21 protein-coding genes are annotated in these 24,746 nt (G+C 70.3%); 9 read left to right on the top strand and 12 right to left on the bottom strand.

Features of this window, described 5'->3' with window-relative positions:
• The first annotated feature begins 46 nt into the window (after positions 1–46).
• Positions 47–700, top strand: coding sequence for a TetR/AcrR family transcriptional regulator (locus tag FHT26_RS08145; protein ID WP_168559631.1), 654 nt, complete (start codon positions 47–49; stop codon positions 698–700).
• A 30-nt stretch (positions 701–730) separates the two neighbouring features.
• Here the strand turns inward: FHT26_RS08145 and FHT26_RS08140 are convergent, their stop codons facing one another.
• Positions 731–1,639: a cation diffusion facilitator family transporter gene (locus FHT26_RS08140; RefSeq protein WP_349238109.1), complete on the bottom strand. Its 909-nt coding sequence runs from the start codon at positions 1,637–1,639 to the stop codon at positions 731–733.
• A gap of 146 nt (positions 1,640–1,785) precedes the next feature.
• On the opposite strand from FHT26_RS08140, the gene FHT26_RS08135 reads away from it, so the two are divergent.
• Entirely contained in the window at positions 1,786–2,265 is a 480-nt protein-coding gene (locus FHT26_RS08135; RefSeq protein ID WP_168559629.1) for a DUF1203 domain-containing protein, read from the top strand.
• 46 nt (positions 2,266–2,311) lie between these two features.
• Here FHT26_RS08135 and FHT26_RS08130 read toward each other — a convergent pair whose 3' ends face one another.
• The 4 genes from FHT26_RS08130 to FHT26_RS08115 all read right to left on the bottom strand — a co-directional run bounded on the left by FHT26_RS08130 (position 2,312) and on the right by FHT26_RS08115 (position 5,674).
• Positions 2,312–3,205 (bottom strand): SGNH/GDSL hydrolase family protein, encoded by an 894-nt coding sequence (locus FHT26_RS08130; protein WP_168559628.1) that lies wholly within the window; start codon positions 3,203–3,205, stop codon positions 2,312–2,314.
• Positions 3,206–3,280: 75 nt separating this feature from the next.
• On the bottom strand, positions 3,281–4,168 hold the full coding sequence (locus tag FHT26_RS08125; protein WP_246867769.1) for a LysR family transcriptional regulator: 888 nt from the start codon (positions 4,166–4,168) through the stop codon (positions 3,281–3,283).
• A 38-nt stretch (positions 4,169–4,206) separates the two neighbouring features.
• Entirely contained in the window at positions 4,207–4,629 is a 423-nt protein-coding gene (locus FHT26_RS08120) for a nuclear transport factor 2 family protein (protein ID WP_168559627.1), read from the bottom strand.
• Positions 4,630–4,831: 202 nt separating this feature from the next.
• Positions 4,832–5,674 (bottom strand): alpha/beta fold hydrolase, encoded by an 843-nt coding sequence (locus tag FHT26_RS08115; protein WP_168559626.1) that lies wholly within the window; start codon positions 5,672–5,674, stop codon positions 4,832–4,834.
• A gap of 239 nt (positions 5,675–5,913) precedes the next feature.
• Between FHT26_RS08115 and FHT26_RS08110 the strand changes: the two genes are divergently transcribed.
• Together FHT26_RS08110 and FHT26_RS08105 are read left to right on the top strand one after the other, a co-directional pair.
• Positions 5,914–6,429, top strand: coding sequence for a T6SS effector amidase Tae4 family protein (locus FHT26_RS08110; RefSeq protein ID WP_168559625.1), 516 nt, complete (start codon positions 5,914–5,916; stop codon positions 6,427–6,429).
• Positions 6,426–6,695 (top strand): hypothetical protein, encoded by a 270-nt coding sequence (locus FHT26_RS08105; protein ID WP_168559624.1) that lies wholly within the window; start codon positions 6,426–6,428, stop codon positions 6,693–6,695. The genes FHT26_RS08110 and FHT26_RS08105 overlap by 4 nt, the downstream gene beginning before the upstream one ends.
• Here FHT26_RS08105 and FHT26_RS08100 read toward each other — a convergent pair.
• Together FHT26_RS08100 and FHT26_RS08095 are read right to left on the bottom strand one after the other, a co-directional pair.
• A complete protein-coding gene (locus FHT26_RS08100) occupies positions 6,664–8,067 on the bottom strand; it encodes a sigma-54-dependent transcriptional regulator (protein ID WP_168559623.1) in 1,404 nt (467 codons plus the stop codon). The two genes, FHT26_RS08105 and FHT26_RS08100, sit on opposite strands and share 32 nt — an antisense overlap.
• Positions 8,064–9,896 carry an ATP-binding protein gene (locus FHT26_RS08095; protein ID WP_168559622.1) on the bottom strand — a complete coding sequence of 611 codons (1,833 nt, stop codon included), beginning with the start codon at positions 9,894–9,896 and terminating at the stop codon, positions 8,064–8,066. The genes FHT26_RS08100 and FHT26_RS08095 overlap by 4 nt, the downstream gene beginning before the upstream one ends.
• Before the next feature lie 164 nt (positions 9,897–10,060).
• On the opposite strand from FHT26_RS08095, the gene FHT26_RS08090 reads away from it, so the two are divergent.
• Together FHT26_RS08090 and FHT26_RS08085 are read left to right on the top strand one after the other, a co-directional pair.
• Positions 10,061–10,741: a DUF4166 domain-containing protein gene (locus tag FHT26_RS08090; protein ID WP_168559621.1), complete on the top strand. Its 681-nt coding sequence runs from the start codon at positions 10,061–10,063 to the stop codon at positions 10,739–10,741.
• An 11-nt stretch (positions 10,742–10,752) separates the two neighbouring features.
• Entirely contained in the window at positions 10,753–12,297 is a 1,545-nt protein-coding gene (locus FHT26_RS08085; RefSeq protein WP_168559620.1) for a TIGR01777 family oxidoreductase, read from the top strand.
• Here the strand turns inward: FHT26_RS08085 and FHT26_RS08080 are convergent.
• Positions 12,254–14,737 (bottom strand): DEAD/DEAH box helicase, encoded by a 2,484-nt coding sequence (locus FHT26_RS08080; protein ID WP_246867768.1) that lies wholly within the window; start codon positions 14,735–14,737, stop codon positions 12,254–12,256. The genes FHT26_RS08085 and FHT26_RS08080 overlap by 44 nt on opposite strands.
• 125 nt (positions 14,738–14,862) lie before the next feature.
• Between FHT26_RS08080 and FHT26_RS08075 the strand changes: the two genes are divergently transcribed.
• Complete coding sequence (locus FHT26_RS08075) at positions 14,863–16,311, top strand: leucine-rich repeat domain-containing protein (RefSeq protein ID WP_168559618.1); 1,449 nt, start codon at positions 14,863–14,865, stop codon at positions 16,309–16,311.
• Between the two features lie 31 nt (positions 16,312–16,342).
• Here FHT26_RS08075 and FHT26_RS08070 read toward each other — a convergent pair whose 3' ends face one another.
• Positions 16,343–16,930 carry a GNAT family N-acetyltransferase gene (locus tag FHT26_RS08070; RefSeq protein WP_168559617.1) on the bottom strand — a complete coding sequence of 196 codons (588 nt, stop codon included), beginning with the start codon at positions 16,928–16,930 and terminating at the stop codon, positions 16,343–16,345.
• A 97-nt stretch (positions 16,931–17,027) separates the two neighbouring features.
• On the opposite strand from FHT26_RS08070, the gene pdxR reads away from it, so the two are divergent.
• Both pdxR and FHT26_RS08060 read left to right on the top strand, forming a co-directional pair.
• Positions 17,028–18,512, top strand: a complete 1,485-nt coding sequence (gene pdxR, locus FHT26_RS08065) for a MocR-like pyridoxine biosynthesis transcription factor PdxR (RefSeq protein WP_168559616.1) — start codon at positions 17,028–17,030, stop codon at positions 18,510–18,512.
• A 144-nt stretch (positions 18,513–18,656) separates the two neighbouring features.
• Positions 18,657–18,935 carry a hypothetical protein gene (locus FHT26_RS08060; protein WP_168559615.1) on the top strand — a complete coding sequence of 93 codons (279 nt, stop codon included), beginning with the start codon at positions 18,657–18,659 and terminating at the stop codon, positions 18,933–18,935.
• A 413-nt stretch (positions 18,936–19,348) separates the two neighbouring features.
• On the opposite strand, the gene FHT26_RS08055 is transcribed toward FHT26_RS08060, so the two are convergent.
• Genes FHT26_RS08055 through FHT26_RS08045 form a run of 3 tightly spaced genes read right to left on the bottom strand, consistent with a single transcriptional unit; the run spans position 19,349 to position 24,704 of the window.
• Entirely contained in the window at positions 19,349–21,349 is a 2,001-nt protein-coding gene (locus FHT26_RS08055) for a patatin-like phospholipase domain-containing protein (protein WP_168559614.1), read from the bottom strand.
• Positions 21,346–22,827 (bottom strand): hypothetical protein, encoded by a 1,482-nt coding sequence (locus FHT26_RS08050; RefSeq protein ID WP_168559613.1) that lies wholly within the window; start codon positions 22,825–22,827, stop codon positions 21,346–21,348. Before FHT26_RS08050 ends, FHT26_RS08055 begins: the two co-directional genes overlap by 4 nt.
• Positions 22,824–24,704: a cytochrome P450 family protein gene (locus tag FHT26_RS08045; protein ID WP_168559612.1), complete on the bottom strand. Its 1,881-nt coding sequence runs from the start codon at positions 24,702–24,704 to the stop codon at positions 22,824–22,826. The genes FHT26_RS08050 and FHT26_RS08045 overlap by 4 nt, the downstream gene beginning before the upstream one ends.
• Positions 24,705–24,746 lie beyond the last annotated feature (42 nt).

Genomic DNA, 24,746 nt, shown 5'->3' with positions numbered 1-24,746 from the left:
AGTAAGTGTACGCGACTATACTAGACTGTCAAGTACATTAAATAAGATGCCCAACAACGAAACCGACCCCGAAGCCGCGCCGAAGCCGCGCGGCAGGCCACGCGACCCGGAGCGCTACCGGCGCATCCTGGAAGCGGCGCGCCGCCACTTCTATGCACACGGCCTGGAGCGCGCCAGCGTGGACGCAATCGCCGCCGAGGCCGGCGTCTCGAAGATGACCGTCTACAGCCACTTCGGGTCGAAGGAGGGGCTGTTCGAGGCGGAGGTCCGCGACCGCACCGAGCGCGTGGTGGGCGGCGTCGCCGGCGCCGAAGCGCTGGACCCGCAGCAGCCGAAGAAGGCGCTGCTGGCCATCGGCGAGCAGTTCCTGGTGCTGGCGCGCGAGGACGAGGCGCTGGGCCAGTTCCGCTCGCTGTACGGCGCCGCGGGCGTGCAGCCCGAGGCCTGCCGGGCCTTCTACCGGCAGGGGGCCGACCGGCTGATCGGCGACGTGGCGGCCTACCTGCGCCGCGCCGACGCGGCCGGCACGCTGAAGGTGCGGCACCCGCGGCAGGCCGCGGACCTGTTCCTCGCGATGTTCCTCGGCGACGGCCACATCCGCGGGCTGCTGATGCTGGAGATGCCCGATGCCGCGGAGAACAAGGCGCTGCTGCGGGAGGCGGTGCGGGTGTTCATGGCGGGCTACGCGACAGGTTCCTGACCTGCGGTCTGCACAACCGTCTTCGCGTCCTCATCCCGCCGGGGCCCTTGCCGCCTCGATGAACAAGCGCTTGATCGTCGGGTAGGCCGCCCGCACCTGCCCTTGCAGCACGGCGGTCGCCGCGGCCGCATCCGCCGCGCTGACCCCCGGCGCGAAATCCAGGTCCATCGTCACCAGCACGTCGTCCGGCCCGATGTACATCGACAGGATCCGCCCGACGCCGCTGACGCCGGGGTGCGCCAGCGCCAGCTTGCGGATCGCCCGCGCCGTCTCCGGGCGGATGCCCTCGCCGATCAGCAGACCTCGCGATTCCGCGATCAACAGCACCGCCACGCCGGCCAGCAGCACGCCGATCAGCATCGACGCCACGCCGTCGAGCGCCGGCATGTCCAGCCGGTGGCTCAGCGCGATGCCGGCCGCCGCGATCAGCAGGCCGATCAGCGCGGCCGAATCCTCGGCCAGCACGGTGTAGGTGGTCGGGTCCTTGCTGCGGTGCAAGGCCTCCCAGAACGGCGTCTTGCCCGCCGCCTTCAGGAACTGCCGCAGCGCCACCAGGAAGCTCGCGCCTTCGAAGACGAAGGCCAGCGCCAGCACCCCGTAGTTCCAGCCCGCGTCCTTCAGCGGCACCGGCTCGCGCACATGCTGCACGCCCTCGTAGAACGAGAGGCCGCCGCCCAGCCCGAAGACCAGCACCGCGACGATCAGGCTCCAGAAGTACAGCTCCTTGCCATGGCCGAACGGATGCTCCTCGGTGGCCGGCCGGCGACTCAGGCGCAGGCCGACGAGCAACAGCACGCCATTGAAGCTGTCGACCCCCGAGTGGATGCCCTCCGACAGCATCGCCGAGCTGCCGGTGATGCCGGCCACGGTGAACTTGGTGATCGCGATCGCCACGTTGGCGGCGATCGCACCGTAGATCGCGACGCGGGACTCGGCCACGGGCCCTCCTTCCGCAGGTTGTTTGCAGTCGCCGGGCAATCTGCATTCCTGCAACGGTGGCCACCGTGGATTCCGTGTCCGAAACCGGCCAGCCTCCACACCGCCAGACGGCGACGATGGCGGCCCTCCCATCACCGGACGCCCCCATGCCCCACTTCCAACTGGCCGCCCTGCCCGCCGCCCCGTTTGCGCCGCTCTTCGAGCTGTCCGACCAGGCACTCGCCCAACGCGGCGCGCAGCGCTGCATCGCCACCGAAAGCACCGGCTACCCGTGCCGCATCAGCCTCGAAGACGCCGCGCAAGGCGACGAGCTGCTCCTGCTGCCGTTCGAGCACCAGCCTGCCGCCTCGCCCTACCGCGCGTCGGGGCCGATCTTCGTGCGGCGGGGCGCGTTGCAGCGCGTGCTGCCGCCCGACCACGTGCCGCCCTACCTGAGCACGCGGCTGCTGTCGGCGCGCGCGTACGACGGCGCCGACATGATCGTCGACGCCAGCGTGCGCGAAGGTGCCGAGATCGCCGAAGAGATCGAACGCTTCTTCGGCCATGCCGCGGTCGCCTACATCCACCTGCATTTCGCGAAGCGCGGCTGCTTCGCGTGCCGGGTCGACCGCGCCGTCGGTCCTTGACGAAACCGCGGTCGCCATACCGACGGCGGATCGCGTCGAGCGGCGCTCACAGCAACGGATCCAGCACCGCGCGCCACGCCGCCGCCAGCTTCCTGTAGCCCTCGCGCGTCGGGTGGATCTCGTTCTGCCAGTCGCCCGAGACGCCGTCGGCCGTCGGGTCCGCGAGCACCAGCCCGGCCGCTTGCGTGTCGACGACAACCAGCGTGTCGGCCGGATCCGCCGCCCGGTGCGCATCCACCAGCTGGCGCAGCAGCCGGTCGAGCCGCCGCATCAGTTCGGCCGACACGCTGCCCCAGTCGCCGAGCGGAATGTCGAAGGCCGCGAACGCCGGCTGCAGCCACGGCCCGCTGATCAGCCCCGCACCCGCCGCCCGCGGCACCAGCGGCGCGTAGTTGTGCAGCAGCGTCGGCGTGTGCCAGTTCTGGCCCGACGCGCGTTCGTCGATGAAGTGCGCGAAGACCTCGCCCAGGTGCTGCTCGAAGGTGTGCCAGCCGTCGCCGCTGAGGTAGCCCGCCGCATCCGCCGGCAGGGCCGCGCGCTCGTCGGCGCGCAACAGCAGGCGCCGGTCGCGCGGCGCATCGGGGCCGACCGATGCGGCATCGATCAGGTCGTTGCCGCCGCCGGACAGCAGGATCGCATCCCAGCGGAACGACGACGGGCCGCGCAGCAGCCGCAGGAACATCGTCTCCGACAAGGTGTCGGCCATGTGCGCGAGCGTCTTGCCAGGCCGGGCGCAGTTGACGATCACCGCCGCGTGCGACAGCCACAGCTCGGCCAGCACGTTGCTCGTCAGGCCCGGCGGAATCGAGCCGATCGAGAACCACGAATCGCCCTGCGCCAGGCACTGGCGGTCGAACAGGTCGAACGGGAACAGCCCGGTGTCGCCCTGCCCGTAGGCCGCAGCGGGGGCGACGACCTGGGCGCGAAAGTCGGTGCTCATGGAGGCTCCTTGCTGGCACGGCAGCCTCCTGTGTACTCCAGGCCGGGCCGCTTGAACCTCCCCCGACTCGGGGCGCTACAGGGAGCCGCCCAGGTAATCCAGCAAGGCCCGGATCTTCGGCGCCACATGCGGCCCCGCCGCATAGATCAAGTAGGCCGACCGCTGGTAGGTGTCGACGAGTTCCCACCCGGGCAGCACACGCACCAGCGTCCCGTCGGCCAGGCCCCGCGCGGCACTGAACTCGGGCACCAGCCCGATGCCTGCACCGCCCGCCACGGCCGTGGCCAGCGCCAGGCTGTTGCCGATCGAATAGCGGCCGGAGACCGTCACCGCCAGGGTTTCATCGCCACGCTGGAATGGCCAGGCCGGGCCGAAGGCACCGAACCCCAGGTGAAGGCAGCGGTGGGCCGTCAGCTCTTGCGGCTGCTGCGGCGCGCCATGCGCGGTGAGGTAAACAGGGGACGCGATCAGCACATACGGCGCAGCACACAGCCGCAGCGCGGCGAAGCCGGGCGGCGGCGCCGTCGCGATGCGCAGCGCCACGTCGACCCGTTCGTCGATCAGGTCGATCGGGCGATCGTCGAGCACCACCTGCAGGTCGACGTCCGGATACGCCTCGATGAAGCCCGCCAACCGGGGGGCCAGCCAGACCTGCCCGAAGGCGACCGGCGCTGAAACCTTCAGCAGGCCGGCGGCGCTGTTGCCATAGTGGCCGGCCAGGTCCTGCACGTTGTGCGCAGCGGCGAGCAGCTTCTCGCATTCCGCGTAGATGTGGCTGCCCATCTCGGTCAAGGCCAGCGCCCGGGTGTTGCGCACCAGCAGCCGCGCGCCGAGCGATTTCTCGAGGCGCGCCACGCTGCGGCTCACCGACGACGGCTCGACGCCCAGCACGCGGGCGGCCTGCGAGAAGCCGCCGCAACGCACCACGTGCGCGAAGGCGGCCATTTCATTGAACAACTGCATCGTCAGGGCATTCTCCGCCCGATGCAGCACAAGCGGCTTCAGCGCGGATGGCGGGTGAAGAACTCGCTCGCGATCTTCCAGCGGCCATCGACCTTCAGCAGGTGCATGACCTTCCAGCCCTTCCCGTCGTAGGCAGCATCCTTCAACGCCGTCTCGTAGTCGAGCGAGACCTGCGCCACGCTGCCGACCTGCTCGATCCGGATGTTGCTGAAGCGCTGCTTGAACCGCTTGCCGCTCTCGAAGATGGACTTCCTGAAGCCGGCATAGTCCTGCACCGTGCCCAGGTTCGCCGGCGCGGCCAGGTCGTTCCAGACCCCGGCGAACGGGATCTTCAAGTCCAGCAATTGCGATTCGAAGCGTTGTGCGTCCCCGTCCGAGACGCTGCTGGTGTAGGTCTCGAGCACGGCGTCGATGCGCTGCCGCTCGTCGGCAGAAGGGGAATTGCAGCAGTCCGGTGTCATGAAGGCGCTCGTTCGGGATGAATGAAGGGCGACGAGCACCGCGACGCACAGCAAGGCCTTGCGCCAAGGCTGGCGGCCAGAGGAGAGGGTTGCAAGACGGGTCATGCGCGTGGTGAGGTCGGCGGGCCTGATTCTTGGTGCGGGCCCGCCGGCTGGCAACATCGCCAGCGCAAAGGCGCTGTGCGCCCGGCGCAAAGGCCCGTCAGTCCTTGAAGAACGCCAGCAGGTCCGGGTTGATCACGTCGGCATGCGTCGTGCACATGCCGTGCGGCAGCCCCGGGTAGACCTTCAGCGTGCCCTTCTTCAGCAACTTGATCGCGAGCAGCGCCGAATCGGCGATCGGCACGATCTGGTCGTCGTCGCCGTGCATCACGAGCGTCGGCACGTCGATCTTCTTCAGGTCGTCGGTGAAGTCGGTCTCGGAGAAGGCCTTCACGCAGTCGTGGTGGGCCTTGATGCCGCCGGCCATGCCCTGCAGCCACCAGTGCTGGCGAATGCCTTCGGAGACCTTCGCATCCGGCCGGTTGTAGCCGTAGAACGGCAGCGTGATGTCGCGGTAGAACTCGGCCCGGTTGCCGGCCACGCCGGCGCGGATGCCGTCGAACACCTCCATCGGCAGGCCTTGCGGGTTGCTCGCGCTCTTCAGCATCACCGGCGGCACCGCGCCGATCAGCACCGCCTTGGCGACGCGCTTGCTGCCGTGGCGGCCCAGGTAGCGCGCCACCTCGCCGCCGCCGGTGGAGTGGCCGACGTGGATCGCGTGGCGCAGGTCCAGCGCGTCGGTCAGCGCGGCCAGGTCGTCGGCATAGTGGTCCATGTCGTTGCCCTCCCAGGTCTGGGTCGAGCGGCCGTGGCCCCGGCGGTCGTGCGCGATCACGCGGTAGCCCTTCGAGAGGAAGTACAGCATCTGCGTGTCCCAGTCGTCGGAGCTCAGCGGCCAGCCGTGCGAGAAGACGATCGGCTGGCCGGTACCCCAGTCCTTGTAGAAGATCTGGACGCCGTCCTTCGTGGTGATGGTGCTGCTGCCTTTGGTATGCGAAGTCATCGTGTTGTCCTTCCTGTGGGTAGAGTGCCGGCGCCGTGGATCACCGAACGGGATGGCGGACACCGGCCGCTGATTGCAGCACCCGAAGATGACAGTGGCAACGATTTCTCGAAAGAGATACACGCACCAAGGGCGTGCGCGCTGGGTGGCGCTGCTCTGAAGTCGTTCTCATGCGCGCGCCACAGCGCGCGAACGGTTTCAGGTTCTAGAGTCGCCGGCCTCATCACAGGGAGACGCGAATGACCCAGCTGAAATTCGAGACGCTCTGGCGCAACTACCCTCGGTTCAATCCTTGCGTGGATCCGAGTACCGGCAACCTGCCTGCAGGCTTCGACAACCAGTGCGCGATGCGGGTCGGCCGCGCACTTGAGCTGTCGGGCGTGTCGTTCGCATCGTTTCGCGGCAAACGTTGCCCGTTCGGTCCAAAGCAAGGTGGATTGGTGGCTGGGGCCCAGGAGCTGGCAAATTGGCTCGGTCCTTCATGTTTCGCCGGCTGCTCCACCTGCGAGTCATCCACCGGTGCCGAGGTGTTCGAGAAGATCTCCGGTCGCAGCGGCATCATCTTCCTGGCCAACTGCTGGCGGCGCCCCGGCGAGTCCGGCACGGCCCGGACCAGCGACCACATCGACCTTTGGAACGGCTCCCGCATGACTGAATATTCCAGCTGGCTGCGTGTTCACTTCGGGGTGTCGTGGGAGGGTCACTGGTCAGACTACCGGCTGGCACCGCGGACCTTGTTCTGGGCGGTTGCATGAAGAAGATGCTGGCCTCCTTCGCTTCCGGCCTGGCGGGTCTTGCCCTCTGCCTGCTGGTCGTCAGGCTGTCCGACGCCACGCAGCTGGCGCCACACTTTTCCGCCCCGGGCGGCGAAGACGATTTCTCTGTCCGCGCCAGTTGGTTCTTCTCCGCTGTCTGCCCGGCCTTCGCCACGCATGCCACGCTGGGTTTCTTCGTGGCATGGGTCGTCGCCACCGCGCTCGGCGCGTTGCTCAGCGCAAGCCGAGCCGCGTCAGTTTCTTGATCAGCCCGACGCGCGAGATCCCGAGCCGCCGCGCCGCTTCGGACTGGTTGCCGCCGACCGCCGTCATCGCGTCGCGCACCAGGCGCAGTTCCAGCTCGGTCAGCGCCGCGTCCAGCGGGCCGGCGGTGTCGCTGCCCGGCGGCGCGTGCTGCGCGCCGGCCACCTCGGCCGGGTCGCCGCTGGCCAGCCGCAGCAGGTCGGCATCGACCTCGCGCTGGTCGGGCAACAGCAGCGCGCCGGCCGATTCGACCACCGCCTTCAGCTCGCGCACGTTGCCCGGCCACTCGCGCGCCGTGAGCCAGGCCAGCGCGCCCGCCGACAGCCCGGCCTTCGGCGCCACGCGGTGCAGGAAGCGCGTCGCGAGCACCGGCACGTCGGCCGGCCGCTCGGCCAGCGACGGCGTGCGCAGCACCACGCCCTTCAGGCGGTAGAACAGGTCTTCGCGAAACGAGCCGTCGCGCACCATCGCTTCGAGGTCGCGGTGGGTCGCAGCCACCACCCGCGCCTCGGCCTTCTTCTGCACCCGCCCGCCGACCGGCACGAAGCTGCCCTCCTGCAGGAAACGCAACAGCTTCACCTGCATCGGCGGCGGCATCTCGCCGACCTCGTCGAGGAACAGCGTGCCGCCATGCGCCGCCTCCACCAACCCGGGCTGGTCGCGGTAGGCGCCGGTGAAGCTGCCTTTCATGTGGCCGAACAGCTCGCTCTCCAGCAGTTCGGCCGACAACGCGCCGCAGTGGATCGCGACGAACGGCCCGTCGCGCCGCGTGCTGCAGGCATGCAGCGCGCGCGCCACCAGCTCCTTGCCGGTGCCGGTCGGGCCGAGCACCAGCACGCTGACGCCGGTCTGCGCGACGCGTCGCACCATCGCCCGCAGCTGCGCGGTGGCCGGCGCCTGGCCGACGATGCCGAGGTCGTCGACCGCTTGCACGGTGCGCAGCGCGGCCACCTCGGCATCGAGCCGCGCCTTGCGCAGCGCGCGTGCGACGACGAAGCGCAGCATGTCGGGGTCGATCGGCTTGGTGAGGAAATCCCACGCGCCGAGTTCGGTCGCCCGCAGCGCGAGCTCGTGCTCGCCGTGGCCGGTCAGCACGACGACCGGCACGCGCGCGAAGCGCGGGATCAGTTCGAGGCCGATCTCGGGATCCATGTGCGGCGGCATCGCGAGGTCCAGCAGCACCAGCTCGGGCCGCTGCCGCGCAAAGGCGTCGAGCGCCTGTTCGCCATCGCCGGCGAGCGTCACTTCGTGGCCGAGCCCGCGCAGGAAGCCGCCGCCCAGCCGCTGGAATGCGGCCTCGTCGTCGACCAGCAGCACGCGACCGGTGTCGGTCAGGGCCTCGGAGGGCTCGGGGATTTCGGGGATCTCGCTCATGTCGTCGTCCTGGGAAAACTCAGCGTGAAGCAGGTGCGCCATGGCGCCCGCTCGGTCAGCGCGACGCTGCCGCCGTGCGCGCTCATCACGCGCGCGACGATCGCGAGGCCGAGCCCGGTGCCGCCGGGGCTGCGCGACGCGAACGGCTCGAACAACCGCTCGCGCACCTCGGCCGGCACGCCCGGGCCGTTGTCGCAGACGTGCAGCAGCAGCGCATCGCCGGTGGCCTCGGCGTCGATGTGGACCCCGGCGCCCTCCTGCTGCGCATCGGCGGCCGCGGTGCGGGCGTTCTCGACCAGGTTGGTCAGCGCCTGGTCGACGCGCCGCGCATCGGCCTCGACGATCAGCTCGCCGTCGAGCCCCGGGCCGAGGCTCAGCGCCGGCAGGCGACGCGCCGCGGTGCGCACGTGGGCTGCCAGGTCGATCGGCGCCGTGCTCAACTTCCAGGGCTTCGCGTAGTCGAGCAGGTCGCGCGTCAGGTGCGAGATGCGCGCGACCTGGTCGGCCACCTCGCGCCGGGTCTCGGCCGGTGCCAGCGCCACCGCCATCGAGATGATGTTCAACGGGTTGCGGATGTCGTGCGCGACGGTGGCCGCCAGCGAGCCCAGCTCGGCGAGCCGCGCCTGCAACTGGCGCTCGCGCTCGCGCTCGGCGATCTGGCGCGCCTGTTCGACACGGGCCGCCGCATCGGCGACGACGCTGCCGAACAGCTCGGCCACCTGGCGCGGGCCGGGCGGCGCGGCCTCCCAGCCGTGCAGCGTGGTGGTCCAGCCGGCGCCGGCCTCGCCCCGAAGGCACACCAGCGACGGCGCCTGCGCCGGCAGCGCCGGGGCTTCACCGACATGCACCTCCACCCGCGTGCCGATGCGCTGGCTCAGCAGCGCCGCGGCGCGCTCGGCCAGCGCCTGCGGCGTCTCGGGGGCCTGCAGCGCGCGCCGCCAGGCGCCCAGGTCGTCCACCGACACCTCGCCGCCGGGGTACACCAGCCGCTCGGCAAAGCGCCGCACCGGCCCGTTCAGCGCAAGGCAGCTGGCCGCGACCGCGAGCCCGCCGATCCAGCGCGACTCGATCGGCAGCAACGGCGTCAGCGCGACGATCGCCGCGCCGAGCGCCAGCAGCAGCGCCCACACCAGCGCTCGGCGCGCCCAGGCGTTCGCGACGAACACGCCGTAGCGCAGGATGCCGTAGACGAGGATCAGCGGATAGAACGGCAGCCCAAGCAGCGGGAACGGGTAGACCGGCCAGTCGAGCACCGCGATGCCGTAGCCGGTGAGGCACAGCATGCCCCACAGGCACGATGCGGTGACGGCGGCGATCTGGTTGAAGGACTGGTCGAATTGCAGACCGACGCCGGGGCGGCGCGCGCGCATCAGCGAATGCAGCAGCACCGAGACGCCGCCGATGCCGAGGATCACCCAGGCCATGCTGGCGATCCAGCCGCTGAGGTCGGCGATCGCGATCCAGCCGATGTCGCGGTGCGCGACCAGGTGGCCCGGCACCAGGATCTCGGCCGCGATGGTCGCGATGGCGCCCAGCGCATACGCCGCCGCGACGCCGGCCCGGCCGACCTCGACGCGGCAGAACACCAGGCAGAAGTGGAAGAAGAACGACGAGGTCAGCGGCGCGGTCGCGAGCAAGGCCATCGTCAGCCGTTCGACGCCGGGGCCGAACCAGTTCGGCAGCTCGTTGCCGGTGATCCAGACCGCGATGCCGGTCAGGAAGGCGGCCAGCAGCCGCGCCCCCGCGACCCGGTCGGCCCACCACAGCAGCACGCCGGCCAGCGCCAGGGTTTCGAACAACGCAAAGGCCAGGGTGGCGTGGATCAGCATGCGGGTGGGACCTGTCAACCAGGTTGACGACCGGGGGTCCGCGCACTGTATACGAAGTATGCAGGCCGAAACACAAAACCCAATCGAATCAATGGCTTGCGTTCGGCAACCGGGGTGGTCCGCTTCTCGCGATAGAGGTGTGTCAGCCACCTTCGATTGCCACCATGCTTGCCCTGCCCTCGCTGCTTGCCACCCGCCTGCATCGCGCCTCGTCCGAGGCCTCGACCTCCGCCCCTGCACCGCTCGACCTGGCCGCACTGGTCGGCGCCGACGGCTGGAGCCGCTTGCCGGCCGCGGTGCAGCGCCGCTTCGGCCGCGCCCATGCCGACACCACCTACATCGGGCACATGGAACTGGGCTGCTCGCGCATCGGCGGGCTGTATGCACGGCTGGCCCGCCTGTTCGGCGGCCCGCTGACACGCATCCGGGCGAGCGGCGTGACGACCACCGTGCGCGTCGGCGCCGACGGCCGCGGCGGCGTCGTGTGGGAACGCGGCTTCCACCGCAGCGCGATGCTCGGCGCGCGCCATGTGCGCACCGTGCGCTCGACGAAGGAGCTCGGCCCGGACGGCCGCCTGATCGAGCGCACCGACGGCGGCCTGAGCATGGCGCTCGATGTCTTCGAGGAACGCGGCTCGCTGGTCTTCCGCAGCCGTGCCTTCTCGCTGGTGTGGGGCCGGCTGCGCGTGCCGGTGCCGGCGCTGCTGACGCCGGGCACCTGCCGCGTCGTGCACACCGACCTCGGCCACGGCTTCTTCCGCTTCACGCTGTCGATGGTGCATCCGCTGTGGGGCGAGACCTTCCACCAGTCCGGCGTGTTCGCCGATCCCTGCAGCGACGTTTGAGAGGACCCGCGATGACCACGATTTTTCTGCTGCTGTCCATCCAGGCCGTGATGGGCGCGTTCGACAACCTGTGGCACCACGAACTGCAGGCGCGGCTGCCGCAGCGCGCGTCGGCGCGCCGCGAGCTCGCGCTGCATGCGGCGCGCGAGGCGATCTACGGCATCGTCTTCATCGGGCTGGGCTGGTTCGAATGGCGCGGCGGGTTCGCCGTGGTGCTGGCCGGGCTGCTGGCGACCGAGGTGGCGATCACGCTCGCCGACTTCCTGGAAGAAGACCGCACGCGGGCGCTGCCGCCATTCGAGCGCCTGCTGCACACGCTGCTGACGATCAGCTATGGCGCCTTCGTCGCGCTGATCGCGCCGGTGCTGTGGGGCTGGTCGCAGCAGCCGGGCGCGCTGGTGGTCGCACCGCACAGCGCGTGGTCGTGGGTCTCGTGGCTGTTCACGCTGTACGGCATCGGCGTGCTGGCGTGGAGCGTGCGCAATGCGCTGGCGGTGCGGCGGCTCGGCCGGGTGCAGCCGGCGCCCGCCGTCACGCCGCAGCCGTCGCACCGCATCGAGCCGGCGGTGCTCGTCACCGGCGCGACCGGTTTCGTTGGCAGCGCGCTGGTGGCCTCGTTGCGGCGCCACGGCCGCCGCGTGATCGCGTTGTCGCGCGACCTGCGGCAGGCGCGTGCCGGCTTCGGGCCGGGCGTGTGGGTGGTCGACAGCCTGGACGCGATCCCGTCGGAGACGCGCATCGACGCGGTCGTCCACCTGGCCGGCGCGCGCGTCCTCGGCCTGCCGTGGACGGCCGCACGGCGGCGCGAGCTGCTGGCCAGCCGGGTCGGTGTGACGGCCGGGCTGCTCGGGCTGATGCGCCGCTTGCAGCAGGCGCCGCGCGTGATGGTGAGTGCGTCGGCCGTCGGCTTCTACGGGGCCTCGCCCGAGGGCGCGTTCGCGCCCCTCGACGAGGCCGGCCCGGCCCGCCCCGGCGAGTTCCAGTCCGACCTGTGCGCCGCGGTCGAGCACGAGGCACGGCGTGCCGAAGCGCTGGGCGTGCGGGTCGTGCGGATGCGTTTCGGCGTGGTGCTGGGGCGCGGCGATGGCGCCTACCCGATGCTGGCGCTGGCCGCGCGGCTCGGGCTGGGGGCAGTGCTCGGCAGCGGGCGGCAGGCGGCGCCGTGGATCCACCTGGACGATGCCGTCGGGCTGATCCGGTTCGCGATGGAGCGGGACGACGTCGACGGCGCGGTGAATGCGGTCGCGCCCGAGGTGCTGTCGCAAGCGAAGTTTGCCGCGGCGATGGCGGCGTCGTTCGGGCGCCGCGTGCGGCTGTGGATGCCGGCCGCGCCGATACGCGCGCTGGCGGGGGAGATGTCGACGCTGCTGCTCGACGGGCAGAACGCGGTGCCGCGCGCGGCGCTGGCGGCGGGGTACCGGTTCAGGTTTGCGGCGCTGGGCGGCGCGCTGGCGGCATTGCGGCACGGCGACCAGGGCTTCGACAGGCTCGGCCCGAACGGGGTCGGGCCCGTCACGCCAGCGGCGCCAGCAAGGCCTTCAAATCCGCCTCGCTGAACTTCACGCTCGCCTCGCCGTCGACGCCCAGCACGCCTTCGGCCAGCGCCTCCTTGCGGTCCTGCAGTGCCAGCATGCGCTCCTCGATGCTGCCCTCGACCACCAGCTTGTAGACGAACACCGGCTGGTCCTGGCCGATGCGGTGCGCGCGCGCGGTCGCCTGCTGCTCGACGGCCGGGTTCCACCACGGGTCGAGGTGGATCACGGTGTCGGCCGCCGTCAGGTTCAGCCCGACGCCGCCGGCCTTCAGGCTCAGCAGCATCAGCGGCAGCTCGCGCTGCTGGAAGCGCCGCACCACCTCGCCACGCTCGGCCGGCGGCGTCTCGCCGGTCAGCACCAGGTGCGGCAGGTTCAGCGCGCCCAGCTCGTCGGCCACCAGCCCGAGCATCTCGGTGAACTGCGAGAACACCAGGATGCGCCGCCCCTCCTCCAGCAGCTCGGGCAGCGTCGCGCGCAGCCACTCCAGCTTCGCGCGCTCCATCGTCGGCGCCATCGCGGTGCCCTTCAGCAGGTAGGGGTCGCAGCACACCTGCCGCAGCTTCAACAGCGCATCGAGGATGCTGATCTGCGCGCCGCCGAAGCCGGTGCGCTTCAGCAGCCGCCGCACCAGCTCGTCGGCGGCCACGCGCACGCTCTCGTACAGCGCTCGCTGCTGGCCTTCGAGCTGCACGCGGTGGACGATCTCCGTCAATGGCTGCAGCTCGGTCGCGACCTCGTCCTTGCGGCGGCGCAGGATGAACGGCCGCACGCGCTGCGCGAGCAGCTGCGCGCGCAAGGTCTCGCCCTGCGTCTCGATCGGCTTGCGCCAATTCCTTTGGAAAGAGCGCGTGTCGCCCAGGAACCCCGGCATCAGGAAATCGAAATGCGCCCACAGCTCGCCGAGGTGGTTCTCCAGCGGCGTGCCAGTCACGCACAGCCGGTGGCGCGACTGCAACCGGCGCAACGCGGTGGCGGCGCGGCTGCCGGCGTTCTTCACCATCTGCGCTTCGTCGAGCACCACCAGGTGCCATGGCTGTTGCGCTAGCGTGCCGATGTCGCGCCACAGCAGCGGGTAGGTGGTCAGCACCAGGTCGTGGCCGGCCGCATCGCCGAAGCGCTTCGCGCGGTCGGTGCCGTGCAGCGTCAGCACGCGCAGCGCCGGCGCGATGCGCGCGGCCTCGGCCTGCCAGTTCGCGATCAGCGTGGTCGGCAGCACCACCAGCGCCGGCAGGTCGAGCCGCCCGGCCTGCTGCTCGACCAGCAAATGGGCCAGCACCTGGGCCGTCTTGCCCAGACCCATGTCGTCGGCCAGGATGCCGGCCAGGTGCTGCTGGCGCAGGTACTGCAGCCAGGCCAGGCCGTGCCGCTGGTACGCGCGCAGTTCGAGACCGAGCCCCGCGGGCGGGACCACCGGCGGCGGCGTGCCGGCCGCACGCAGGCGCTTCGTCAGCTCGGTCAGGCCGGCGTCGCCCTGCAGCTGCCAGCGGCCGTGCTCGCCGGCGCGCGCGGCCTGCGTGTCCATCAGGCTCAGCCGCAGCGCCTCGATGCGCTGGGCCTCCCAGCTGGACAGCTTCATCGGGCCTTCCTGCCGCTTCGGATCGGTCAGCAGGTCCAGCATCGCGCTGACGATGGCCTTCAGCGGGCCGGCCGGCGTCTCGATGCCGCGCCCGCCCTGGCCGCGGCGCAGCATCACGATCTTGTCGTCGGGAATGTCGGCCACCTGCTGCGCATCGAGCCAGCGCGGTTCGCGCTTGAACAGCTCGACCAGCAGCGGCGCCAGGTCGACCGGCTCGCCGTCGACCTCGATCCCCAGGCTCACCATGAACGAGCCCCCGCGCTTCGGCTGGCCGAGCGCCGCCATCGGCTGCTGGTGGCGCGACGGCGCATCGACCAGCTCGCGCCCCTGCTCGGCGCCGGTGACCGGGTCGATCAGCAGGCGCCAGCGCTCGACCGGCGCGCTCATGTGCGCGAAGCCCGGCGCCACCACCACCGACCAGCCGAGGCCTTGCAGGCGCGGCACCTGGTCGAGCCAGAAGTCGCCGAACTGCACTTCTTCGGGCAGCGTCCACAGCTGCGGATGGCCCTCGCCCGCTTCGGCGCTGCGCCACTGCAGCGCCTGCATCGGCAACGGGCGCAGCTGGGTGGACCACAGCAGGTCCATCGCATCGGCCTCGGCGGCCAAATCGCGTTCGAGCACCACGCGCTCGTTCCAGGCGCCGCGCAGCAGCTCGGTCGGCGCGGGCCGCTTGCCGAGCACGCTGGTCGGCGCCGGCGTTTCCCAGTGCAGGCCGGGGGCGGCTTCGTAGGTCCACTCGATGCGTGCGACGCTGAGCTTCGGGCCGCGCGGGCCGAAGCCGTTCATCGCGCGCATGCCGAGCAGGCCGTCGCCGCGGGTCAGGGTCTGCAAGGTCAGCCGGGGGCGCAGCGGGACGGCGGCGGGCGGGTCGGAGGGCAAGGGCATGCGGGGATTGTCGGGGCGACCGGGACGACCAGCTCGCATGGACCGGATGCAATGCACTTGCCGGCGATTGGAACGGCATGCATCGCCTCGGGCACTCAAGGCCACCTTCATCATCGAGTCATGGCATGTCAGTCGGTAACACCTCACCCCAGTCCCGTCGCGCATTCGCTCCGATCGACATCTCCATCCCCTGTGCGCCGCCGAAGAGCTGCGCTCACTTGATACCTTCGACTCCCTGCACTCGAGAGGCATGGCACGACACCACGCTGAATTGCCTGCACACGGACGATCATGCGGGGCTGGACTGGCTCAGCCGCCATCGGCTTGGCGACGCATCGCCATCAGGCGCAAGGGTCGTCGAGGCCCGCATGCCGTGGGCGCGGGAAATCGACCTGCACGTGCCCGCGTCGCCTGTTCTGAATCGCGAGGCGTCGATCGGACTGCTCCGATGGTTGGCCATTGCCGGGTCGAACCCGGTTGCTGTCGATCTGTCGGGTCAGCAACTGGAACCTGCAATGACGGATGCACTGGCCGACATACTGAAAAAAACCGGCCGCTTGACTTCGCTGAAGTTGATCAACTGCAGGCTCACGGCCCCACAGATCCAGAACGTCTGCGCCGCAATGGCAGACAACAAAAGCGTGCTCGCGTTGCACTTGAGCGCCAACTCCTGCTCGCAATCCGCATCGACCATCGCACTGATGCTTCAGCAAAACTCGACCCTCAAAACCCTTGCACTGGAGGCGTGCGGGCTGGAGGAACCTGGCATCGAGATCATCGGCAGGGCGGCCTCCAACAACCGAATCCTGGAAGAACTGCATCTGAGCAGCAACGATTGGGGGGACAAGGGCTGGTCGGCGATGACAACTGTCCTGGAAAGCCCCGCCTTGCTCAACCTGCGAATGAGTCTGGTGGACCTACCGCAAGAAAAAGTATTTGCCGACTTCTGCCAGGCCCTGGAGAACAACACAACCCTCAAACGCCTCACGTTCGGAGACTCGGACGAGTTGAGCCGTGCTCAAGCCGACTGCCTGAACCAGGCGTTGGAAAAGAACCTTTCTCTTGACCACCTGGAAATGTTGTATCGCCCGTTCACCTCGCTGTCCGGCTCCAGCCAAGGGTCCGCGCACAGCGGCTGGATCAACAACTGCCGGCTGCGATCGGTGTCGCTGGTAGCACTCCGCTTCACGGAACCCGAGTGCGATGCGTTGATTTCTCTGTTGAAGCACAGCGGGAGCCGCTTGACTTCCTTGGCTCTCAGGGCCTCCTACGTCACGCGAGACGTTCGTCGCTCCCTCGTCGACGCGATCACCAAAAACCGGAATCTGAAGCATCTTGAAGTCGATCGCGAGACCGTTGGTCTCTCCGGCGATGAAAGTGACGCGATTGATCGCGCATTGGCGCGGAACCGAAGACTGCACGTGGCCGCAGGCAACGCCGTGCACCAGTTGTGGAACAGGTCTGGTCTGAGCTTGCCCACCGACATGGCCATTGAATTGGGCGAAGCGTTCGCAGACTGTACGACCGGCAGCACGATGACCGCGGTCGTGGAGGCGCTGTTCATCAAGGTTTGAACACGCACCGCCTTGTCACCCGCGCCAATCGTCAACGCGGCTTGTCCAGCTGCCATTGCAAATGCGCCCGCACCGCCGGCCACTCCGCCCGCGTGATGCTGTAGACGCAGGTGTCGCGCAGCAGCCCGTTGGGCATGCGCTGGTGGCTGCGCAGGATGCCGTCGAGCTTGGCGCCCAGTCGTTCGATCGCGCGGCGGCTCTGCTGGTTGAAGAAGTTGGTGCGGAACTCGACCGCGATGGCTTCCTCGGCGAACGCGTGCGTCAGCAGCAGCAGCTTGCATTCGGTGTTGAAGCCGCTGCGCTGCACGCTCGCGGCCGTCCAGGTGGAGCCGATCTCGGCCCGCTGGTTCGCCGCGTCGATGTTCATGAAGGTCGTCATGCCGACGACACGGCCGGCGGCGTCGCGCGTGGTGAACGGGACCATCGAGCCCTTGCGCTGCAGGTCCAGCCGGCGTTCGATCTCGGCCCGCATCGCCTGCGGCGCGGGGATCGCGGTGTACCAGAGGTTCCACAGTTCGCCGTCGCGCACCGCCGCGATCAGTTCCTGCTCGTGGTCGATGGAAAGCGGCTCCAGCGAACAGTGCGAGCCTTGCAGTCGGAGAGGGGTGAGCCAGGTCATCTCGTTCGTCCTTGCGGGGTGGCGGTCCAGGGCTCTACAGTAACGGCACGGTGGCACCTTGAAAAGCGCCACGCCATTTGATTCTGATGGTGCCACGATGACCCGTTCCGTCCCGCAAGCCCTGCTCGATGCGCCGCTCGCGCGCGGGCACGGGCGAGGACCCGGCTCGCTGCAGCGCCAGCTTCACGACCGGTTGAAGCAGGCGATCCTCGGTGCCCACCTGGCACCGGGCAGTCGCCTGCCGGGCAGCCGCGCGCTGGCCGACGCCCTGGGCATCTCTCGCAACACCGTGACCGCGGTGTACGACCTGCTCGCTGCCGAAGGCTACCTGCTGCCCGACCGGCAGGGCACGCGCGTCGCGGCGCTGACCCGCCCGGCGCGCGCGGCCGCACCCCGGGGCACCGGGCCACGCGCCGCGCCGGCGGTGCCTGCGGTGACGGCGCGGCGCCTGTCGCCGATCCAGTCCGAGCCTGCACAGGCCGATGGCGATGCCGCATGGCGCCCCGGCGTGCCGGCGCTGGCGCAGTTCCCGCTGGCCGAATGGCAGCGCGCGCTCGATCGCGCGATGCGCAGCGCCGGCCCGTCGACGCTGGGCTATGGCAACCCGCTCGGCGAACCCGCGCTGCGCCATGCGATCGCCGGCCACCTGGGCGTGGCCCGCGGCGTGCGCTGCGACGCGGCGCAGGTCGTCGTCACCGAAGGCGCGATGGAGGCACTGGCGCTGTGCGCGCGGCTGCTGACGAACCCCGGCGACACCGCGTGGGTCGAGGACCCGGGCTACCGCGGCGCGCGCACCGCGATGCACGCGGCCGACCTGCGGATCGTGCCGATGCGCGTCGATGCCGAAGGGCTGTGCGTGCGCGACAGCGACTGGACCGCACGGCCGCCGCGGCTCGTCTACGCGACCCCGTCGCACCAGTACCCGACAGGCGCGGTGATGAGCGCCGCGCGCCGGCTCGAACTGATCGCCAACGCCCAGCGCCACGGCGCGTGGATCATCGAGGACGACTACGACAGCGAGTTCCGCCACGCCGGCGAGCCGATCGGCGCGATGCAGGGCCTGGTGGCGCAGGCGCCGGTGCTGTATGTCGGCACCTTCAGCAAGACGATGTTCCCGTCGCTGCGGCTCGGCTTCCTGGTGCTGCCCGACGCGCTTGCGGCGCGCCTGCAGGCGCCGCTCGCGCACCTGCTGCGCGGCGGCCACCGACACGAACAGCTGGCGCTCGCCCGTTTCATCGAGGGCGGCGCCTTCGGCCGCCACCTGGGCCGCATGCGGCGGCTGTACCGGCAGCGCCAGGCCGCGTTGCGCGAGGCCTTGTCGCGCCACCTGCGCGTACCGCATGCGATCGACGGCGGGCATTGCGGGCTGCACCTGACGGTGCGCTTGCCGCGCCGCTACCCGGACGCCGCCATCGCCGCCGCCGCGCTGCGCCACGGCATGGCACCGGCGGCCTTGTCGAGCTTTGCGCTGCAGCCATCGGCCGACGACAACGGCCTGGTGCTCGGGTATGGCAACACGCCGGCCGAGCGCTTCGAAGCGCTGGTCAAGCGGCTGTCGCAGCTCGCGCGGGCGGCGGCGTAGCGGCACCGGGAGCCGCTGCGCGTCCGAAGCGATGCAGCACATCCTGGATTTGCAAGCGGTCCATGTGACCACTGCCGGTGCGGTGGAACGCTTTCTCTACTGCAGGCCCGCATCGCCTCGCCGCCTCGCCGCGACGCTCCTTCCGTGCCGACCCGAACCTCTCCTTCCTGCTCGCTGCAACGTGCCACGCTGCTCGTCACCCTCATCGCATCGTTGTGCAAACCGGCCGCCGTTCGTGCAGAGATCCAGGTGGCGGGCAGTGGCCTGGATCCGATCTTCGTCAACTGGATCGGCGACACGACGGGGCGCAGTTGCTGGATCGGGCCGGTGCGCATCGAGCGGTTTCCATGTTCCCTCGGAAGCCAGCGAATCCCCAGTCCGGAACGGCAGGCACCTTGGATCGACGGACCCCGTCACTGGTGAGATCTACAAACCCCCCGTCCCCGGCAGAAAGATTGACAAGCCATGAACACCCGAAACCTCCTGCGTGAACGCTTCGATGAGGAGCTTTCACAGGACCAGGTCTTCCTCGACGTCAAGGTTCTGGCGAGAAGCGCATCACGCGATCCGCGCGAGTACGTCCGGTGGGGGCTCGGAAACGCTGCCGCGGTGGACACGATCGAGGCGACATCGGATGCCGCTGTTGTCGAGACCCTTGAAGATTCTCTGACCTATGCTGGATCGGTACATGCGGGTCCTTCGCAAAGGACCCGCACAGCCATGAATTTCCACTTGGTCCTGGACCAGCTCGTCGGCGAAGTGCGCAAGATCTTCGTTGCGGTTCCAGTTCCGATTGATCGCCGAGCCCGCGGACTTGGCATTGGCTGTCCGAGCGATCACACCGGCGTGCGCAACCGCAGTTCCGGTGCCGGCACCGGCTTGTACGGCTGCGCCGCGTCATTGACGCGGAACCGTTCCTCCAGTTGCTCGATGCCCGCCAGCAAGGCCTGCAGCTGTTCGGCCTCGTCGTCGTGCAACGTGCGCGCCCCCCCATCGTGGCCACGCAGCGGCGGCACGTCGACGGCCGCGTCGATCGCCTGCCGCATCGGCACGGTGTGCGCCTGGCTCGCCGCCGCCGATGCCGCGCCCTTCAACCATCCGCGCAATCCCGCCAGCAGCGCCTGCAGCCGCACCCAGCGCTGCTCGCGCCACGCCGCCGTCGCATGCTCGCCCGGGGCCTCGGCATAGCGCTCGACGAACAGCCGCCCGCTGGCCGTACCGTAGCGCCGCGCCATCCGCAGGATGCGCTTGCGCGGCATGCCGATGTGCAGCTCGCCCTCGCCCGGCCGCAGCGCGAGCCGCGCGACCCGGTTGCGCGCGGTGGCCAGGCGCATCGCGCTGCGGTCCTGCCAGTCCTTCGCGGTCAGGCCGGCCGCGAGCAGGAAGCCCGCCAGGAACCCCAGCGGCTTGTCGGCACGCTCGCGCGCCTGCACCGGCGTGCCGGGGTCGCTCGGGTCGAAGCGCTGCCAGCTGTCGCGGCTGCCCTGCAGGTGTGTCTCCGGCAACCACACGAACACGTTGCGCCGGAACGGGTTGCGCTGGCCCAGCCACAGCCCGAAAGTCGGCCAGCGCGGCACGGCCGCATCGAACAGGTGGATCGGGAAGTTCGAGCACAGCCCGCCGTCGGAGAACCAGCAGCGCTTCAGCACCCGGTCCTCGCGCGGCATCTCGTGGTCGACCGCCCACAGCGGCACCGCCGAGAACAACAGCGGAAAGCTCAGGCTCATGCGCGCGGCCACGAGGATCGGCAGGTCGCCGCGCGGCAGTTCCCACAGGCCGAGGGTCTTGATGCCCGCGGGCGGGTCGAACGCGCTGGCCGGCGCATAGGGTTGCGCCACCGCCAGCATCGCCGCGACCACGCGCTCCGGAAAGAAGCGCCGCAGATCGTCCGGCCGGAAGTACAGCCGGTCGGTCTCGTCCTGCAGCGGCAGCCGGTACGGCCGGCCGTGCGTCACGTTGGTCGTGATCATCTCCAGGTTGATCGAGCGCAGCCGGCGCTCGTCGCCGTCGCGCACCGCCACCGGACGCGCGCCCGGCGAGGCCGGTGCCGACCACAGGTCGCGGAAGGTCAGCGGCGCGTCCTCGCGCCCGAGGCCCGCGGCCAGCTGGATGCCCTTGTCCAGCCATTCGACGAGGCCGGGATCGGTCTTCGGGTCGCGACCCTGCAGGGTCGTGCCATGGCACAGGCCGAGGTCGTTCTTCACCAGGCCCGCGATCAGGTCGGACCGCAGACCGAACCACACGACAGCGCCCACGACGCAGATCGGAATTGTCAGCACGAAGCCGAGCACGCTGCCCCAGCTGAAGGGCGGTATCAGCGCGCAGTCCGCCGCGAGCAGCAGGCCCAGCAGCCCACCCCACACCGCCGGCTTGCGATAACTGCGCAACACCGGCCACCCCAGCCGCAACCAGCGCGGCACGCGGCTGCGGCGCGTCTCGCCATAGATGTCCACCGCGCCGACGAACAGGTCGAACAGCCGCTGCCCCTGAGGCGCCGGCTGGAACAGCGACAGCATCAGCGTGCGCAGCCCGCGCGGCCCGGGCTTCGCGAGGTCGCCCGGCGCGCGCCGCAACACCTCGAAGCCGTCGTCGTAGCCGTTGCGCCGGCCATACTCCGCGGCCGCCGCCAATGCGGCCGCCATCGCACCGACCGAGGTGCCGCCAATGTTCTTGAAGCGGAACGACCGCGCGATCTCGAGGATCGCCCACGGGTAGACGACGCCGCTCGCGACGCCGCCGGTCAGCACCAGGTCGCAGAAGCGGTCGTCGGGCGGGCGTTCGGTCAGCGGGTCGGGCACGTCGACGACGTCTTCGCCGGTGTCCAGCGGCGCGGTCATTCGAAGGCTTCCCGGTCCACCTCGTCGACCCAGAAGTTGCCATCGTCCTCGGTCGCGAGCTGCTGCAGGCCGTCTCGCGTCGGGTACAGCAGGTAGGCGGTGCCGCGCGTGCGCACGAAGGGCTTCAGGCCGTCGAATTCCTTCAGGCCACCCGGTGCGCCGGCGCCGCCGGGCAGGTCGAAACGCGCGTCGGGCCGTTCATGGCGCGAGACCAGCGGGTCCTTCGCCTCGCCCACGTCGCGGTTGCCCATCGGCACCCGGTCGGCCCATTCGCCCAGCAGGTGCTCGAACTGGTTCTCGATGCTGCTGCAGAAGAACAGCCCGAGCAGGCCGCGCTCGACAGGCCCCGTCTCGTCGTCGCGCCAGCGCGGCCCGTACGGCGCACCGCGCCGCATCAGCGGGCGCCGCCGCAGCCGGTGGGCGATCTCGCCGTCGCGCGGGTTCATGCGCCGCATGTGCGCGCCGAACGGGCAGCCCTTGCCGTCGAGGTCGTCGCGGTAGTCGAAGTCGTGCTTCGGCTGGCCGAGCGGCGCCTGCGTCTGCGCATCGATGCGCCGCCCGTCGGGGAACCGGCCGCACAGCTTGGCCTGCACGAGGGCGGTCGCGGCCTGCCGGCTCATGGCGCCACCGCTGGCCGCAGCCATCTGCGCGGCGCGCTGCTCGACCCAGCCGCGGAACGCCGGCTCGTCCTGCTCCATCTGCCGCAGCACGCCGAAGCTGGCCTCGCAGAAGAACGAGCGCACCGCCCGCGACTGCGTGACCAGCGTCCACGGGTTCGCACCGCTGTCGTCCGGATGGCCGAGCAGGAACTCGCCGGGGCTGTGCGCCGAGATGTCCAGCGTCCTGTTCTCGTCGTCGGCGGCGTCCGGGCTGTGCGACCAGCCCTTGATGCGCACGCGCGACAAGCCGTCGCGGTAGCCGAAGTGCACCCAGCGCTCCGTGGGCCCGCCGAGGCTGAAGTTCTCGCCGCGCAGCGGCTGCGCGGACAACCGCACGCGGAACTCGGCGGCCAGTCCCTCGACCCGTGCCAGCTGCTTCCTGGCGCTGTCGCCGCCGTCGTTGTGAAGGCTGACGACACCATGCAAGGCCTCCAGCCGGAAGTCGCGGTCCCAGCGGTCCGGTGAACTCGCGCCGGTGTCGCCGAGCCGCGTGGCCGCCTGCACCGGCGCGCCGAGGTAGAACGACGGCGCGAGCTTCTGCAGCACCAGCCGCACCTGCAGCGGCACGCCCAGCGCTTCCAGGCCACGGTAGCTGAAGCCGATGCTCAATTGCGCCTCGGGGTCGGCGTACCGGCTCGGATGATGGGACACCTCCCGGCCCAGCGCCGCAAGAAAGCGGCGCGCCTGCGACTGCGTGCCGACGAACTGCAGCAGCAGGTGCTGCACCAGCGGCTGCCGCGGCGTGCACAGCACGATGCGCTGTACATGGTCGAACTGTTCCCCGCGCGGGGTGCGCGGCGCTGTCGGCCGGGCCGTCATGGCTTCACCCCCATCACGCGCCGGATCTGCGCCGTCTCGGCACCCGGGTAGGCGCTGAAGAAATAGCCGGCGGCCACCGGCCGGTCGTTGCGGCGGATCAGGTCGATGAAGGCGCCGGGGTACTTGTTCACCGGCATCGGCGGCGGGTCTTCGATGTGCTCGAAGATGCGGTCGAACAGCTCGCCCACCGCCAGCGCGAAATGCTCGATGTACGACTCGAACAGGCCGTCGAACACCGTGTGCAGCACCAGCCGGTTGTCGTTCTCGATGAACTCGAACCAGGCGAAGTGGATGTGCCGCGATTCGCGCAGCGCCCACTCGATGCGCGGCGCACCGGCGCGGATCACGGTCTTCAACGCCTCGGCATGCACCGCGATCGGCGCCTTCACGCGCATCGACACGTTCAGCGCATGCTGGCGGTCTAGCCGGCAGCTCAGCGGGTAGCGCTTGCAGGCGAAGCCCCAGCGCCGCTCCAGCCCGACCAGCGTGCCGTCCTCCGGATCGAGCGCCTCGGCCAGCCCGCGCAGCAGCAGCACGCGGCGCACGATCTCGCTGATCAGCGGGCGCGCCAGCAGGTTGCCGATGCATGAATGCAGGCCATGCGGCGACGCTCCACCGTCCAGGCCGAAGATCAGCGGATCGGCATCGGCCGGCGGCGGATTCGCGAAGACCGTTCCCTTGGCACGCAACGCCGCAACGATGGCCAGCACGCACTCGCTGTCCCTCTTCAGCGTCGTGCCACCCGGCAGCCTGACGTCTTCGACCACCCGGCGCGGCAGGTAGGCGGCCGGCGGGTTCAGCCGCAGCGCTTCGGCGATCCACGGCCACAGTTCGTCCAGCGGGCGCTGCGCGCTGCGCGCCCGGTCGCGCAGCGGCTCGACCAGCCCGTTCCTGAAGAACTCGTGCAGCGCCGAGCAGACGGCCGCCTGCACGTTGCCGACCACGCCGGCCAGCACGCCGACGACGATCACGCCGAGTTCTTCGCCGCTCAGGTCGCCCGCGTCGCAAGCCAGGCGGCGCATCGCCGGAACGAAGCCATGCACCAGATCGGTCCGCAGGTCCACGCCGGTCGGCAGGTTGTCGGCATCGTGCTGGTACTCGTCGATCAATTCGCAGCAGCGCGCGAACAGCGCGCCCATCGACTCCCGCGCCTTGGCGAGCGGCACCGGATCGCTGACGAAATGGCGGCCCAGGATCTGGTGCGTCAGCGCCTGGTAGGCGGCCCGCATCGCCGCTTCGAGCAGCGGATGGTCGCTGGTCGCGAAGCCGAACAGCCGGCTGCAGAAGCGCAGCGCCGCCTGCTCGGCCAGTTCGGCGAGGTCGAAGAACGGCGCACGCAGCGAGATCGGCGCCGCCTCGTCGAAGGCCAGCGCAGCCAGCTGCGCCACCGTCGACGCGTCGTAGTGCAATGCGTTCTGCGCCGCGCTGCGCTGGCGCCGGCGCAGCCTCTCGTCGTCCAGCCCGAGCAGGAAGGTGCCGGAGCCGAGCTTGTCGTACGGCTCGTTGCTGAAGGCCTTGGCTTCGTTGCGCAGCACGAACGCGATGTCCCTGGCGTCCAGCACCAGGTGCACATTCCGGTGCCCGAAGATCGGGTCTCGCCCCGCCGGGCTGCCTTCGGGCTCGAAGTCGTTCACGTGGTGAATCGCGCGGCTCGGAAATTCCAGCACGCCGAACAGGCCCGGTCGGTTCAGCAGCGCTGCGAACAGCGCGTCGCGCTGCGCAGGCAGGCTCTCGTCGTCGCCGAGCCGGTCGCTGCGCCAATCGCACAGCCAGTCGAACAGCATGCGGTTGCGCGCGTAGGCGGTCTTCGAGCCGTCGAACCAGGTCGGCAAGCCCTGGTCGACCCGTCCGGGCCGGAACTTCCTGTTGGTCGTCATCACCGCCTCCCCGCGTTGCCGCGTCAACTGCTCAACTGATCG

This window comes from Rhizobacter sp. SG703 (assembly GCF_012275445.1).
Taxonomy (GTDB): domain Bacteria; phylum Pseudomonadota; class Gammaproteobacteria; order Burkholderiales; family Burkholderiaceae_C; genus Rhizobacter.
This window is presented reverse-complemented; position numbering and strand designations above follow the sequence as displayed.

What these genes read in the sequence shown, in the direction of transcription:
- FHT26_RS08070 (WP_168559617.1), bottom strand. Translation starts at nt 16,930, where the DNA reads ATGACCTGGCTCACCCCTCTCCGACTGCAAGGCTCGCACTGTTCGCTG.
- FHT26_RS08050 (WP_168559613.1), bottom strand. Translation starts at nt 22,827, where the DNA reads ATGACGGCCCGGCCGACAGCGCCGCGCACCCCGCGCGGGGAACAGTTC.
- FHT26_RS08145 (WP_168559631.1), top strand. Translation starts at nt 47, where the DNA reads ATGCCCAACAACGAAACCGACCCCGAAGCCGCGCCGAAGCCGCGCGGC.
- FHT26_RS08115 (WP_168559626.1), bottom strand. Translation starts at nt 5,674, where the DNA reads ATGACTTCGCATACCAAAGGCAGCAGCACCATCACCACGAAGGACGGC.
- FHT26_RS08090 (WP_168559621.1), top strand. Translation starts at nt 10,061, where the DNA reads ATGCTTGCCCTGCCCTCGCTGCTTGCCACCCGCCTGCATCGCGCCTCG.
- FHT26_RS08135 (WP_168559629.1), top strand. Translation starts at nt 1,786, where the DNA reads ATGCCCCACTTCCAACTGGCCGCCCTGCCCGCCGCCCCGTTTGCGCCG.
- FHT26_RS08095 (WP_168559622.1), bottom strand. Translation starts at nt 9,896, where the DNA reads ATGCTGATCCACGCCACCCTGGCCTTTGCGTTGTTCGAAACCCTGGCG.
- FHT26_RS08055 (WP_168559614.1), bottom strand. Translation starts at nt 21,349, where the DNA reads ATGACCGCGCCGCTGGACACCGGCGAAGACGTCGTCGACGTGCCCGAC.
- pdxR (WP_168559616.1), top strand. Translation starts at nt 17,028, where the DNA reads ATGACCCGTTCCGTCCCGCAAGCCCTGCTCGATGCGCCGCTCGCGCGC.
- FHT26_RS08100 (WP_168559623.1), bottom strand. Translation starts at nt 8,067, where the DNA reads ATGAGCGAGATCCCCGAAATCCCCGAGCCCTCCGAGGCCCTGACCGAC.
- FHT26_RS08105 (WP_168559624.1), top strand. Translation starts at nt 6,426, where the DNA reads ATGAAGAAGATGCTGGCCTCCTTCGCTTCCGGCCTGGCGGGTCTTGCC.
- FHT26_RS08110 (WP_168559625.1), top strand. Translation starts at nt 5,914, where the DNA reads ATGACCCAGCTGAAATTCGAGACGCTCTGGCGCAACTACCCTCGGTTC.
- FHT26_RS08120 (WP_168559627.1), bottom strand. Translation starts at nt 4,629, where the DNA reads ATGACACCGGACTGCTGCAATTCCCCTTCTGCCGACGAGCGGCAGCGC.
- FHT26_RS08045 (WP_168559612.1), bottom strand. Translation starts at nt 24,704, where the DNA reads ATGACGACCAACAGGAAGTTCCGGCCCGGACGGGTCGACCAGGGCTTG.
- FHT26_RS08130 (WP_168559628.1), bottom strand. Translation starts at nt 3,205, where the DNA reads ATGAGCACCGACTTTCGCGCCCAGGTCGTCGCCCCCGCTGCGGCCTAC.
- FHT26_RS08075 (WP_168559618.1), top strand. Translation starts at nt 14,863, where the DNA reads ATGTCAGTCGGTAACACCTCACCCCAGTCCCGTCGCGCATTCGCTCCG.
- FHT26_RS08085 (WP_168559620.1), top strand. Translation starts at nt 10,753, where the DNA reads ATGACCACGATTTTTCTGCTGCTGTCCATCCAGGCCGTGATGGGCGCG.
- FHT26_RS08080 (WP_246867768.1), bottom strand. Translation starts at nt 14,737, where the DNA reads ATGCCCTTGCCCTCCGACCCGCCCGCCGCCGTCCCGCTGCGCCCCCGG.
- FHT26_RS08125 (WP_246867769.1), bottom strand. Translation starts at nt 4,168, where the DNA reads ATGCAGTTGTTCAATGAAATGGCCGCCTTCGCGCACGTGGTGCGTTGC.